This is a genomic window from Deltaproteobacteria bacterium, assembly GCA_009930495.1.
GTDB lineage: Bacteria > Desulfobacterota > Desulfovibrionia > Desulfovibrionales > Desulfomicrobiaceae > Desulfomicrobium.
In genome coordinates this window covers 1-13834 of record RZYB01000014.1, presented here as the reverse complement: position 1 = coordinate 13834, position 13834 = coordinate 1, and the positions used below count along the sequence as shown (strand labels likewise).

At 51.9% G+C, this 13834-nt stretch carries 16 protein-coding genes; all 16 read left to right on the top strand.

What is annotated here, in order from left to right; translation table 11 throughout:
* Positions 1–13: 13 nt before the first annotated feature.
* The 16 genes from EOL86_02770 (at position 14) to EOL86_02695 (ending at position 13796) form a co-directional block, all read left to right on the top strand.
* Positions 14–1027 (top strand): menaquinol oxidoreductase, encoded by a 1014-nt coding sequence (locus EOL86_02770; GenBank protein ID NCD24508.1) that lies wholly within the window; start codon positions 14–16, stop codon positions 1025–1027.
* On the top strand, positions 1027–2658 hold the full coding sequence (locus tag EOL86_02765) for a (Fe-S)-binding protein (protein ID NCD24507.1): 1632 nt from the start codon (positions 1027–1029) through the stop codon (positions 2656–2658). The genes EOL86_02770 and EOL86_02765 overlap by 1 nt, the downstream gene beginning before the upstream one ends.
* The gene (locus EOL86_02760) at positions 2658–3044 is read left to right on the top strand and encodes a cytochrome C (protein ID NCD24506.1); all 387 of its coding nucleotides are present in this window, start codon (positions 2658–2660) and stop codon (positions 3042–3044) included. Before EOL86_02765 ends, EOL86_02760 begins: the two co-directional genes overlap by 1 nt.
* The gene (locus tag EOL86_02755) at positions 3041–3835 is read left to right on the top strand and encodes a 4Fe-4S dicluster domain-containing protein (GenBank protein NCD24505.1); all 795 of its coding nucleotides are present in this window, start codon (positions 3041–3043) and stop codon (positions 3833–3835) included. Before EOL86_02760 ends, EOL86_02755 begins: the two co-directional genes overlap by 4 nt.
* A 10-nt stretch (positions 3836–3845) precedes the next feature.
* Positions 3846–5000 (top strand): menaquinol oxidoreductase, encoded by a 1155-nt coding sequence (locus EOL86_02750; GenBank protein NCD24504.1) that lies wholly within the window; start codon positions 3846–3848, stop codon positions 4998–5000.
* 166 nt (positions 5001–5166) lie between these two features.
* A complete protein-coding gene (locus EOL86_02745) occupies positions 5167–5355 on the top strand; it encodes a 4Fe-4S dicluster domain-containing protein (GenBank protein ID NCD24503.1) in 189 nt (62 codons plus the stop codon).
* A 134-nt stretch (positions 5356–5489) separates the two neighbouring features.
* Positions 5490–6176: a YkgJ family cysteine cluster protein gene (locus tag EOL86_02740; GenBank protein NCD24502.1), complete on the top strand. Its 687-nt coding sequence runs from the start codon at positions 5490–5492 to the stop codon at positions 6174–6176.
* Positions 6169–6540, top strand: coding sequence for a hypothetical protein (locus tag EOL86_02735; protein ID NCD24501.1), 372 nt, complete (start codon positions 6169–6171; stop codon positions 6538–6540). Before EOL86_02740 ends, EOL86_02735 begins: the two co-directional genes overlap by 8 nt.
* 8 nt (positions 6541–6548) lie before the next feature.
* Positions 6549–7175 (top strand): tetratricopeptide repeat protein, encoded by a 627-nt coding sequence (locus tag EOL86_02730; GenBank protein NCD24500.1) that lies wholly within the window; start codon positions 6549–6551, stop codon positions 7173–7175.
* A 178-nt stretch (positions 7176–7353) separates the two neighbouring features.
* Positions 7354–8667 (top strand): dissimilatory-type sulfite reductase subunit alpha, encoded by a 1314-nt coding sequence (gene dsrA, locus EOL86_02725; protein NCD24499.1) that lies wholly within the window; start codon positions 7354–7356, stop codon positions 8665–8667.
* Positions 8668–8681: 14 nt separating this feature from the next.
* A complete protein-coding gene (dsrB, locus tag EOL86_02720; protein NCD24498.1) occupies positions 8682–9842 on the top strand; it encodes a dissimilatory-type sulfite reductase subunit beta in 1161 nt (386 codons plus the stop codon).
* Between the two features lie 66 nt (positions 9843–9908).
* A complete protein-coding gene (locus EOL86_02715) occupies positions 9909–10145 on the top strand; it encodes a dissimilatory sulfite reductase-asociated protein DsvD (GenBank protein ID NCD24497.1) in 237 nt (78 codons plus the stop codon).
* A 9-nt stretch (positions 10146–10154) separates the two neighbouring features.
* Complete coding sequence (gene cobB, locus EOL86_02710; GenBank protein NCD24496.1) at positions 10155–11588, top strand: hydrogenobyrinic acid a,c-diamide synthase (glutamine-hydrolyzing); 1434 nt, start codon at positions 10155–10157, stop codon at positions 11586–11588.
* Positions 11589–11641: 53 nt separating this feature from the next.
* A complete protein-coding gene (locus tag EOL86_02705) occupies positions 11642–11989 on the top strand; it encodes a hypothetical protein (GenBank protein NCD24495.1) in 348 nt (115 codons plus the stop codon).
* A gap of 51 nt (positions 11990–12040) precedes the next feature.
* A complete protein-coding gene (locus EOL86_02700) occupies positions 12041–12769 on the top strand; it encodes a YkgJ family cysteine cluster protein (protein NCD24494.1) in 729 nt (242 codons plus the stop codon).
* Between the two features lie 82 nt (positions 12770–12851).
* Positions 12852–13796 carry a J domain-containing protein gene (locus EOL86_02695; protein ID NCD24493.1) on the top strand — a complete coding sequence of 315 codons (945 nt, stop codon included), beginning with the start codon at positions 12852–12854 and terminating at the stop codon, positions 13794–13796.
* Positions 13797–13834: the final 38 nt, after the last annotated feature.

Sequence of the window (13834 nt, the reverse complement as noted above, 5' to 3'; positions counted from 1 at the left end):
AGGTAAAAGGTACATGAAAGCTCTTTATTCCCTTTTCCTGGTCTTTGCCCTCGCGGCATTTGCCCTTGTGGGCGCCGGGGCCTTGGGTATGGAAAAAGCCTTTGGGCTGTACATACCCTTCCTGGCAGTCGCGTTTTTCGTGGTGGGATTCTGCATGAGGGTCGTGGATTGGGGCAAGTCGGCGGTGCCGTTTTGTATTCCCACGACCTGTGGCCAGCAGGAATCCTTGCCTTGGATCAAGCAGAGCACCATCGAAAATCCATCCACCACCGGTGGGGTAGTGATCAGGATGATTCTCGAAATTTTGTTGTTTCGGTCCTTGTTCCGGAACACCAAAATGGATTTTCACGAAGGTACCCGTGTGACCTACAGTTCCAGTAAATGGCTTTGGTTGGGAGCCTTGGCTTTCCACTATACATTTTTGGTAACTGTACTGCGCCACATGCGCTTTTTCACTGAACCAATCCCAGGATTCATCGCGGCTATCGAGTACGTGGACTCCATGCTGCAGATTGGCGCGCCAACTTTGTATCTGAGCAACATTATTTTTGTGTTGGCCTTGATTTATCTCTTTTTGCGGCGAGTGGTTGTTCCCCAGGTGCGTTTTATTTCCCAGGTTCAGGATTATTTTCCGCTTTTTCTTATCCTGGGTATCGCCTTGACCGGAATTTTCATGCGGTATTTCGCCAAGGTGGATGTTATCTCGGTAAAACAGTTGGCCATGGGGCTTGTGACCTTTTCTTGGGTTGTTCCCGAGGGCATTGGCTCTTTGTTTTACATCCATATTTTTCTGGTGTCCGTATTGCTGATATACTTCCCATTGAGCAAGCTCATGCACATGGGGGGTGTGTTTCTGTCCCCCACTCGGAATATGAACTGTGCATCTCGGAAGTACAGACACGTCAACCCCTGGAAGTTCGAGAACGTTCATTACCATACGTATGATGAGTACGAGGACGAATACCGGGAAAAGATGGTTGAAAAAGGAATTCCCGTGGACAAGCCTCTAGAAGAAGGAGCCAAGTGATGTCTGATCTGCCACGCCCAGAAGCACTTTTTGCCAGTGTCGACCATAATCCGCCCAAGGCCGATTGGATGGATGTCCCGGTGGAGATCAAACCCGGACGCTATTGCTACGCAGCCAATCCAGACAGCGTCAACTACGTGGGCTTGCCCCATGCCCGTAAGTGGAATCCTCTGGAGGATGATTGGAAACTGCCCGAGAATTGGCAGGAGATCATTTTCAATGGTATGCGGGAACGGCTGCAGAAATATCGTTCGTTTAAAATTTACATGGACATTTGTGTTCGGTGCGGTGCTTGCGCCGATAAATGCCATTTTTTCATTGGGTCCGGCGATCCCAAAAATATGCCCGTGCTGCGTGCTGAGCTGCTGCGATCCGTGTATCGTGGAGAATTCACGAAATTTGGCAAGATTTTGGGGCGCTTCGCGGGTGGCCGCAAGCTGACTCCGGATGTGCTCAAGGAATGGTGGTACTATTTTTTTCAGTGCACCGAGTGCCGCCGGTGTTCCGTGTTTTGCCCCTATGGCATTGACACGGCCGAGATAACCATCATGGGGCGCGAACTTCTGAATTTGGTCGGCCTCAATATCGATTGGATCGCCACGCCCGTGGCGAACTGTTATCGGACTGGCAACCATCTGGGCATCCAGCCGCATGCTTTTTTTGATATGATCGACTTTTTCTGCGACGATATCGAGGATATCACGGGTATCCGTCCGGAGCCGTCTTTCAACAAAAAGGGCGCCGATATTCTCTTTGTCACGCCGTCTGGCGACGTGTTCGCGGATCCTGGTACGTATACCTGTATGGGATATTTGATTTTATTCGAACATCTCAAGCGTGAGTACGGCCTCGATATCACGTGGTCGACCTATGCTTCCGAAGGCGGAAATTTTGGTTTCTTTACCTCGCATGAAACCATGAAACGCCTCAACTCCAAAATGTACATGGAAGCCGATCGGTTGGGCGTAAAATGGATTCTCGGTGGCGAATGCGGTCATATGTGGCGTGTCGTGCACCAGTACATGGACACGCTCAATGGCCCGGAGTTCCAGTCGCCCAAAATGGAAACGCCGGTAAATCCGATAACCGGGACGGTATTCAAGAATGCCGCCAGCACAAAAATGGTTCACATTGCCGAATTTACAGCTGATTTGATTAAAAACGGCAAACTCAACCTGGATAAGAAGCGCAACGCGAAAGTCCATCTGACCTGGCATGATTCCTGTAATCCCGCCCGAGGCATGGGCCTTTTGGATGAACCACGGTTCGTGGCCAAGAGCGTGGTCGAAAAATTCACGGAAATGCCGGTGGGCACTATCCGTGAGCAGACATTTTGCTGTGGTGGTGGTGCCGGCCTGAACGCTGGCGAAAACGACGAATTGCGAATGATGGGTGGATTGCCTCGTGCCAATGCCGTCAAGTATGTGCACGACAAGTATGGCGTTAACATGCTTGGCTGTATCTGTGCCATCGACAGGGCCGTGCTCCCTAACTCCATGCAGTACTGGGTGCCGGAAGTCGATGTTTGCGGCTTGCATGAACTGGTCGCCAATGCCTTGGTCATGACTGGCGAAAAAGAACGCGAGACAGATCTCCGCGGTGAGGATCTGCTTGGGGCGGAGGACGAATAATGTACGACAAGAATAAAATCCTGACAGGGCTTGCCGTGTTCGTGGTCTTCATGACCTATCCGTTTTGGAATAACATTGGCAGTGCCGCTTACAAGGCACCCGAGGTTGAAAAGCCAAAGATCGCCAAGGACTGTGTCGAAAGTGTCGCATACATGCGAACCGAGCATATGCAGATGTTGAATGAGTGGCGAGATGAAGTGGTGCGTGATGGAGTGCACGAGTATCATTCCAAGGCCAACCATAAAGTCTATATGAAGAGCCTGACGAAAACCTGCATGAATTGCCACGAGAACAAGGATCAGTTTTGTGACAAGTGCCATGCGACCGTTTCCGTGAACCCCTATTGCTGGGATTGTCATGTGGACCCGAAGGGGGAAAAGAAATGAACACTATGCGTCGGAACTTTTTGAAAGTAGCTGCCGTGGCCGCGTTGGGATGGGGGGTGCGCCCCGCTTCCAAACTGTTCGCCTCGGGAGGAGCCGAGCCAAGCGAGGGCGTGCTTTTTGCTTCGCGTCACACCGTGCATGCTGGCCCCAATGCCTTGAAAGCGCGTCGTTGGGCCATGGTCATCGATACCACCAAGTTGACCAAGGAAGTGGTGGAAAAGGTCGTGCAGACCTGTCATGCCATCCATAATGTTCCTTCCATCCCTGGAAACCAGAACATCAAATGGATCTGGGAAACACGCATGGACCATCTGTTCCTGGAAGATTTTAACGAATACCAACCAGCGGACAGCGCCCAGGCTGCTCTGGCTCTTTGTAATCATTGCGATAATCCTCCGTGTGTCCGTGTTTGTCCGACCAAGGCAACATTCCAGCGCGAAGATGGCATCGTTATGATGGATTTTCATCGTTGTATTGGCTGTCGGTATTGCATGGCTGGCTGCCCATACGGTTCGCGTAGTTTCAATTTCATGGACCCGCGCAAGCATCTGGCGCAAACCAATGCCGACTTCCCAACCCGTACGAAGGGTGTGGTCGAAAAGTGCGAATTCTGCGCGGAGCGATTGGCCGAGGGGAAACTGCCTGCTTGTGTCGAAGTCTCCGAGGGGGCGATGGTTTTTGGTGATTTGGCTGATCCTGAATCCGAAGTACGCAAGCTCCTGGCTGAGCGTTTTTCCATCAGGCGTAGTCCGACCCTTGGAACCAAACCGTGTGTCTACTATCTTGTGTAAGGGGTAAGCTATGCTCGAAAAAGCTATAACCGGAACGAAAGTATATTGGGGCTGGATCGCGTTCTTGCTCCTGCTGATGAGTGTTGGCGCTGCGTGTTACTGGCAGCAGCTTTCGCACGGATTGACCATCACCGGGATGAGTAGGGATGTTTCCTGGGGTTTTTATATCGCCCAATTTACCTTTCTCGTTGGCGTGGCCGCGTCGGCGGTCATGCTGGTGATTCCCAAGTATCTCCATGACTATCATAAATTCGCTAAAATTTTGATTCTTGGTGAATTCAATGCCGTGGCCATGGTAATCCTTTGTTTGTTGTTTATCGTTGCCGATCTTGGCTCGCCTCAGCGTTTGATGAACGTGGTTTTCCATCCGACTCCCAACTCGATTCTCTTTTGGGATATGGTTGTTTTGAACGGCTATCTTTTGATCAACCTCTTGGTCGGATGGGTCACGCTGGAAGCTGAACGCAAACAGATCGCGCCCCCCAAATGGATCAAATTTTTTATCTATTTGTCCATTCCCTGGGCGGTGTCGATCCATACCGTCACTGCCTTTCTGTACTGTGGCCTTCCTGGCCGTGGGTACTGGCTCACGGCGGTTTTGGCGGCGCGGTTTCTGGCCTCGGCTTTTGCCGCTGGTCCGGCTTTCCTCATCCTGGTGACGTATATCGCGCGCATCTTCACGGGTTTCAACCCAGGCAAGGATGTTCTGCCCACCTTGGGCAAGACCGTCGTTTATGCCATGTGCGTTAATTTGTTCCTGCTCTTATGCGAGGTCTTTACTGTTTTTTACAGCCAAATTCCGTCCCATATGGCGCATTTGCAGTACCTTTTCGCGGGATTCCATGGCCACGGTGTCCTGGTGCCCTGGATGTGGTCTTCCATGATCATGGCCGTGATTGGCATTCTTATTTTGCTCAGTCCAAAAAATCGCAAACAGGATAACATGCTGATTATCGGCTGCTTGCTGATTTTTGTTGGTGCGTGGATCGACAAAGGATTGGGAATGATTGGTGGCGGTTTTGTGCCCAATCCTCTCCATGAGATCACGGAATACGTACCGACACAGCTTGAGCTTGGGGTTTCCTTGGGAATTTATGCCACGGGCTTCCTAGTTTTGACCATTTTGTATAAGGTCGCCATAGGCGTAAAGCAAGAAATCGAGTAAGAGCTATTCCCGTAGCGGCTTTTTTTGGGTAGTTGCTGCGGGAACAGACTGAGTTAATGAGATAAAATTCAACGGCTATTTTGGTTTACATGCATTTTTTTCGCGTGTAGGGGTCCACTATCCTGCTCGCTGAAGCGAGACTATCACTGAATATCGGAGGTTGATCATGGGTTATTCGGTTACTGTTGACACTGATAAGTGTATTGGCTGTGGCGAATGTGTCGATGTCTGTCCGGTCGAAGTTTACGAACTGAAAGACGGCAAGGCCAATCCCGTAAACGAAGAGGAATGTCTTGGCTGTGAATCCTGTGTCGAGGTTTGCGAGCAGGGCGCCATCACCATCGAAGAAAATTAAGGTTTGGTAACGGGCGGTTCGCCATGGGCCGCCCGTTCATTTTTGTGCCACTGGACGTTTGATGATGACGTCGCCGGTATAGACTATCCCGCCTATTCATCTAGTTAGCTCTCATCATTCCAAAAGGAATATTCATGAATGTGGATTTAGGCCATTTTTTTTCAAAATATGAAGCGCTCGTGGCACAGGTTGATGCTGCTGTCCATACGGTGACCCAGCAGTATGCATCCGAAGTTCGATGTCGACGCGGATGTAGTGATTGCTGCCATGCTCTTTTTGATGTCAGTCTTGTCGAGGCAATGTATATCAATGCCCATTTTTCGGAGCTCAGCGAGACACGCCGGAATGAAATTTTGATCGAGGCGGATAAAGCTGACCGCAAGGCGCAGATTATTAAAAAGAAGGCGTATCACGATATTTCAACGGACCCGCGGGCGGATGTTTTGACTCAGGCCGCCAAGGAGCGGATCCGCTGCCCCTTGCTCGACGTGAACAATGAATGCTCGTTGTATCGGTGGCGACCATTGACCTGCCGCATTTATGGAATTCCCATGGAGATTGGTGGCAAATCTCATACATGCGGACTTTCGGGATTCGAGCCTGGCCGAGCCTATCCGTCGATAAAAATGGAACGAATTCAAGATCAGCTTGTTTCGTTGAGCAATCAAATGCTTGCGACCATCGGATCCAGCTACCAGGATTTTCAGTTCATGCATGTTCCTGTTTCAACCGCTTTATTGACCGTGTATTCGCATGATTTTTTTGGCGTCGATAAACAGGCGGAATCGGTGGGTACCGAAGCAGGAGCGGAAGATGCTTAAACCACAGTATATGACTCCGGAGCATGAAGCCCAAAAAAAGGCTATTTATGACTCGATGTCACCCAGAAGAAGAAAGTTTGTCGACCGGATTGGCTTCGATAAATGGAATCCTTTCGCTGAGCCGAAAGATCCCATTGAATGGAGGACAGACGGCACCAGACGAACCACGCAACAGCTTGTGCGGGACTTCTTGCAAGTGCATGCTCCTGAAGATCACAGTACCGCTTATGGAAGTGGCGTTTTGGAAATGTGCTTGGGCATGGTTAATGGAGACGAGCGTTATATCGCCATGTACGAATTTTCCTTATGGTACGCTCAGGAGCTCAAGAAATACAATATCGATATCAAAGAATATAAGCCTTAGGTGAATTCATGAAATCTTCCCCAGATTATGGTCCAAAATCCGTTGCTGCCTTGAAAGCGGCTTTGAACGACAACCCGGATTCCGCGGTTCTTTTTTACAATCTTGGTGTATCCTTGGTCGCGGAACGCAATTACGAAGAAGCTGAAAAGGCTTTTCGCGAGGCTATAAGCCTTGAGCCAGGCATTGCCGAAGCCTATGTTCAACTCGGTGGTTTGGCCATGAACCGTGGCGATCTCGATACATGTTTGGATATGAACAAGAAAGCCACCGAGGTGCGTCCTCGCTTTGCCGTGCCTTGGGGAAATATCGGGTTTGTTCATATGCAGCAGCAAAATCCCGACAAAGCCGTGAAGGCGCTTAAGCGGGCGATCAGCTTCGATCCACAATTCATTCAGGCACACACAACGCTGGGCAGTGCGTACTTGGCCTTGGGCGATCCCGAAGGGTGTATCATGCAATGCTCGAAAGCAATTGAAATCGAGCCGATGTTTGGTCCGGCCTATAACAACATTGGTCTTGCCTATATGGAGATGAAGGAGCCAAAAAAGGCGATACCATATTTTGACAAGGCGATCGAGACCGGTTTTGAAGTCGAAGCGGCTGTGCTCGATGAGCTCGCCCGTTATCGTGGGTAAGGCGGTGTCATTTTTGCAGGAATAGATTTCGGGTTGACAAGATAGAGGGTTTGTACGAAGGTTCACGAGCATAAAATTTTTAGAAAGGCTTGGAATTGTTACGAGGTTGAAAGTCGTGCGGTATGTAAATGCAAGCGCGATGACTGTACACGGTCTAATCTTTTAAGGAGGATGTGTAATGGCTAAACATGCGACCCCGTTGCTGGATCAGCTTACAAGCGGTCCTTGGCCGAGTTTTGTGGCTGATATCAAGGAGGAATCCGAGAGACGCCTTAAAAACGATAAGAACGTGGAATTTCAGATTCCCGTTGACGTTTGCGACGATCTGCTCGGCATTTTGGAGCTGTCTTACAAGGATGGCACGACGCACTGGAAGCACGGCGGAATCGTAGGTGTTTTCGGCTACGGCGGTGGCGTTATCGGTCGTTACTGTGATCAGCCCGAAAAGTTCCCTGGCGTGGCGCATTTCCACACAATGCGTGTCGCACAGCCCAACGGCAAATACTACTCGACTGAATTTCTCCGTAAGTTGTGTGATCTGTGGGAAATGCGTGGCTCTGGCTTGACCAACATGCATGGCGCCACGGGTGATATCGTTCTGCTCGGTACCACCACCCCTCAGCTCGAAGAAGTTTTCTACGAACTGACTCACAACATGAACAACGACTTGGGTGGCTCTGGTTCGAACCTGCGTACCCCCGCTTGCTGCCTTGGTGAGTCTCGTTGTGAATGGGCCTGCTATGATACGCAGGAACTTTGCTATCAGTTGACACAGGAATATCAGGACGAGCTCCATCGTCCCGCGTTCCCGTATAAGTTCAAGTTTAAGTTCGATGGCTGTCCTAATGGCTGTGTTGCCTCCATCGCGCGTTCCGATATGTCGTTTATCGGCACCTGGAAGGACGACATCCGCATTGATCAGGAAGCCGTGGCCGCTTATATTGGTGGTGAAATCCAGCCTAATGGCGGTGCTCATTCCGGTAAGGACTGGGGCCCCTTCGACATCCAGAAGGAAGTCATCGATCTGTGCCCGACAGAGTGTATGTGGTTGGAAGATGGCAAGCTGAAGATCAATAACCGTGAATGCACCCGTTGCATGCATTGCTTGAACGTCATGCCTCGCGCTCTGCGTATCGGTAATGATCGTGGTCTGTCGATTTTGGTTGGTGCCAAGGCTCCGATCCTCGATGGTGCTCAGATGGGTTCGTTGCTCGTGCCGTTCCTCAAAGTCGAGGAGCCTTACGACGAGATCAAGGAGATCATCGAGGCGATTTGGGAATGGTGGATGGAAGAAGGCAAGAACCGCGAGCGTCTTGGCGAGCTGATCAAGCGTCAGGGCTTGGCCAAGGCTATTGCGACCATTGGTGCTAAACCCATACCACAGCATGTACAGGAACCCCGCCACAACCCGTACATCTTCTGGAAGGAAGAAGATGTTCCTGGCGGCTGGGATCGTGATATCGCTGAATACCGTAAACACCATCAGAGATAAGAAGGGGGTCGACAATGGCTTTCGTTTCTGCCGGATATAATCCTGAAAAACCCATGGAAAACAGGATCACTGATATTGGTCCTCGTCATTTTTCCGATTTTCTTCCGCCCGTCATCGCCAAGAATAAAGGGCAGTGGCTTTGGCACGAGATCGTCGAGCCGGGCCTCCTGATGCACAAGGCCGAGAGCGGCGATGAAGTTTACACTGTTCGTTGTGGTGGCGCACGTTTGATGTCCGTTGGTCATGTCCGCGCTATCTGCGACATCGCCGATAAGTTTTGCGGTGGCCATCTTCGTTTCACCACTCGGAATAATATTGAGTTCATGGTCGAGACCCTCGAGGAGGCCAAGAAGCTCAAGCAGTATCTGAACGATCAGAAGTTCGAGGGCGGTAGCCACAAGTTCCCGGTTGGCGGCACTGGCGCTGGCATCACGAATATCGTTCATACGCAGGGTTGGGTCCATTGCCATACTCCCGCAACCGACGCCTCTGGTACCGTCAAGGTCGTCCTGGACGAACTTTTCGAGGAATTTGGACAGATGCGCATGCCCGCACAGGTCCGTATTTCCATGGCCTGCTGCTTGAACATGTGCGGCGCGGTTCACTGCTCCGACATCGCCATCCTGGGCTACCACCGCAAGCCTCCGATCATCGATCACGAATGGTTGGACAATTTGTGTGAAATCCCGCTGGCCGTGGCTGCTTGCCCTGTTGGCGCCATTCGTCCGACCAAGAAGGAAATCACCACTGAAAAGGGTGAGACCAAAACGGTCAACACTGTTGCCATCAAGAACGAGCGTTGCATGTTCTGTGGTAACTGCTACACCATGTGCCCGTCCTTGCCTTTGTCCGACCAGACTGGCGACGGTCTTGTTATCATGGCTGGTGGCAAGGTTTCCAACCGCATTAGCAACCCCAAGTTCTCCAAGGTCGTCGTGGCTTTCATTCCGAACGAGCCGCCTCGCTGGCCCACTTTGGCCAAGGTTATCCGTCAGATCGTCGAGGCGTATTCCGCCGACGCTCGGAAGTACGAGCGGTTGGGTGACTGGGCTGAGCGCATTGGCTGGGAGCGTTTCTTCGAGAAGACCGGTCTTGAGTTCTCCGAGCACATGATCGATGACTTCCGTGATCCGGCCTACTACACTTGGCGTCAGACCACGAACTTCAAGTTCTAGGCTTTACGTCAGAGATTATTCAATAGGGCCGGCGCAAGCCGGCCCTAAACCATAAGAGAGGCGAGCATGGCAGATCCCAAAGAGATCGTATTGGAGTACATCCAGTCCAAGTCTAAGCAAAAATCTAAGTTTTATTTCAATGACTTGGCTGCTCTTTTTCCTGAAATGAAAATGCGCGAAGCAAAAAAGCTGATCAACCAGCTTGTGACCGACGGTGTGCTTGAGTACTGGTCCAGTGGCAGCACCACCATGTATGGTGTTCCCGGGAGTGGAAAGCAGGCGCATACTGAAGGCGAAGATTAAGATTTTCTGATGCCAGCCTCTGTTCTGACGTGTCCCCGGATACTCGTTGCCGGCCTTGGTGGCGGTTCCGGCAAGACCATCGTCAGTCTGGGACTTGCACGCGCCTTCATTGAGCGAGGCCTGAGAGTTCAGGCCTTTAAAAAGGGTCCAGATTATATCGACGCCAAATGGCTGAGCTTGGCTAGCCAGAGCGAAACGACAAATCTGGATCCTTTCTTGTTGTCTTCCGATGTCTTGCGGAATCTGTTTTTGTCCCGGGCACGGGGAGCCGATCTGGCCCTGCTCGAAGGCAATCGCGGCCTCTATGACGGCAAGGACGTGGAAGGTTCCTGTTCCTCGGCCGAGCTTGCCAAACTCTTGCATTGCCCTGTTATCGTCGTGGCGGATTGCACGAAAGTCACCCGCACCATGGCCGCCATCATCCTCGGCCTGACCTCCTTCGATCCGCTTGTTGACATTCGGGGCGTCATCCTCAACCGCACGGCTGGTTGTCGTCACCAGAATATCCTGCGGGATTCCATCGAGAAATACACGGACGTGAAGGTGCTCGGCATTTTGCCGAAACTCGCCCAGAATCCCATCCCCGAACGACATATGGGTCTCATTTCCGACGCCGAGCACGAGAACGACCCCTTTGCGACCATCGCCGATTGCTTGCGCGACAACGCCGATCTCGATGCCTGCCTTGCCATTGCCCGCTCCGCTCCGGTCTTGTCCACCGAATTTGCTTCTCTGTATCCGGCCCCGGAATCAGGTGCGTCCGTACGTATCGGGGTGGCTCGTGATGCGGCGTTGTGGTTCTATTATCAGGAGAATTTTGAGGCATTGCGGCACGCCGGAGCCGAGCTCGTGGAGTTTAGTCTTCTTGGTGATCCGGCGGTACCTGATGTGGACGCCATCTATATGGGAGGGGGATTCCCCGAAACCATGGCCGAACGCTTGGCGGAAAACGTCACCATGCGAGGCTCGGTAAGTAAATTTGTCCACGAGGGCATGCCGGTTTACGCAGAATGCGGCGGGCTCATGTATTTGAGCCGTGATTTGGTGTACGAGGGCTCAAGGTATCCCATGGCCGGTATTTTCCCCTTGACCGCCAAGATTTTTTCAAAACCCCAGGGCCATGGGTACATGAGTTCCGAGGTCGTCGCATCAAATCCGTTTTATGCGCTAGGGACTCGTCTGACAGGGCATGAATTCCATTATTCCCGTTGTCTTGACTCCGACCGGATTGCTTCATTTGTTTTCCACGTCGAGAGGGGTCGGGGAATGCTAACTGGTCGCGATGGTGTTCTTTTCCGCAACTGCTTGGCTGGATACACCCATATGCACGCTTTGGGCCGTCCAGATTGGGCCTTAAATTTCGTGGCGGCCGCGCGTGAGTTCCGGGCCGCGCGGTTGCGGGGCACATCATGTCCGGATATTCGTCTGATTTCTACTTCTTGACCTTTCGAAGAATCATTACTAGTAACTATTCTCGAAAGTAAAGGAGGTTAATCATGGGACAGTTGAGAGAATTCAAAGATTTGACCATTGATTGGGATATGACACCCGAGGATGCGGTGGCCATTTATCTCGAGTGGGGAAATAATGGCTACCGAGGCGGATACCAAAATGCTGTTCGGGGAAAAGAGGATTTTTCCCATTATTTTGTGATCAACACGTGGAATGCGCATCCAACGGTTACCTTGTTGTATCGCAATTCCGATGGCGCTCAGGAATTGGCAGAACTGCCATTGCCTGAAAAGCTGGCCAAAAATTTTTTGCATGGGGTTTATCATCATAAAGGTGTCTATCCCGTGAATTCCGATGTAAAAAAATGGCTCGAAACCGAGTTGTATCAGTAAACTAAAGTGTGAATAGGATAAAAAAGCCGGTTTGACCGGCTTTTTTTATTTTTGCTTTCTGTTTTATTTGTAATATTTTCTTCGTTCAAGTTCATTCCTTGTGCCATATTTTGTGAATTTGTTCGCTCAACATCTGGAGTTTTCATGTCCCGAATTTTTTGCCGCCGATGCGGCACGTGTTGCCGCAAGGGTGGTCCTGCTTTGCATGCCGATGATGCCGATCTGGTTGCCGAGGGGCATATAACACTGCGCGATTTGGTGTGCATCCGGCAGGGAGAGATTGCGGATGACCCGCGTGGGGGAGGGCTCATGCCCATTGCCACTGAGTTGATCAAAGTGCGCGGCCGGAATTCCACCTGGGCCTGTCGGTTTTTTTCTCCGGAGGAATCCGGCTGTACGATATACGCGGTGCGGCCCTTGGAATGCCGCGTCCTTTCGTGCGTTGATCCTTCGGCCCTTTTTGCGGCGATGGACACTCCATATCTCCATCGTTTTGATTTCGTGGAGCGGGATTCAGCTCTTGGTGCATGCATTTTGGAGCACGAAAGGCAGTTCCCGATGCTCCCGGCCGTGCAGTTGGCGCAAAGCTACCGACAATGCCAGGATGGCGCAGTTCGAGCGGAATTATTGGACGTGGCGCGGCGCGAGTATTATTTTCGTCAGGCTTTCGCCGATCGGGTATGCGCTCAGGACAACGATCTGTGGATTTATTTTGGTCGTCCGATGTGGATGGTTTTGTCGCCGCTTGTTCCGGCCCTGAAAGAATGTGATTTATGGTGATTTTTGGCGTCAATTTGTTGACTTGTGGCCTCGGGGCATTATCTTTCCCCGAACATCGCGAGCATAAAGGAGTGGTACTACTTTGGAATATAAAGATTATTACAAATTGCTCGGCGTGGCCAAGGGCGCAAGCCAGGAAGAGGTCAGCAAGGCTTTCAAGAAGCTGGCCCGCAAGTACCATCCGGATTTAAACCCCAACAATCCGGATGCGGAAAGCAAGTTCAAGGAAATCAACGAGGCCTATGAGGTCTTGAAAGACCCGGAGAAGCGCAAGCTCTACGATTCTTTGGGTCCGAATTGGAAGGAAGGACAGAATTTCCAGCCGCCGCCAGGATTCGAGAATTTTCAGTTTCGTTCCGGTGGATTTGGTGGAGGTGGGGATTTCAGCGACTTTTTTGAGACCATCTTCGGAGGCGCGGGCGGTTTTGCTGGCAGCCGTTTTGGTGGCGATCCTTTTGGGCGGCCCATGCGTTCTCGGGGGCGGGACGCCGAAGTGCGTCTGACCCTGACCTTGGAAGAAGCCTACCGAGGCGGGCGTAAGACCGTGTCCCTGCAGGAGCAGGTGCGCGGCGCGGACGGCATGCCCCGGGTGCAGCAGAAGACGCTGGAGGTGAACATTCCGTCCGGCATCAAGGATGGCGCGAAAATTCGTCTGGCCGGTCAGGGCTCGCCCGGCCAGGGTGGCGCCCCAGCGGGAGATCTGCTGTTGCAGGTCGGCATTGCGGAGCATCCCCTGTTCCGGCTCGAGGGCGTGAACGTGCTTCATGATCTGCGTCTGGCTCCCTGGGAGGCCGTTCTCGGGTGCTCCGCGCGCGTGCCGACCCTGGACGGCCCGGTGGACATGACCATCCCGCCCGGCGTGAGCAGCGGGCAGAAGCTGCGTTTGGCGGGCAAGGGTTTGGGCAAGGGCGCGTCCCAGGGCGATCAGTTCGTGCGCATTGGTATTCGTTCGCCCAAGACCCTGACGGATCGCGAGCGCAAGCTCTGGCAGGAGTTGTCCGAAATTTCCACGTTTCAGGCCAGGTAGGAGAAGGGCATGACCATTGTGCAAATTCATGAACACGG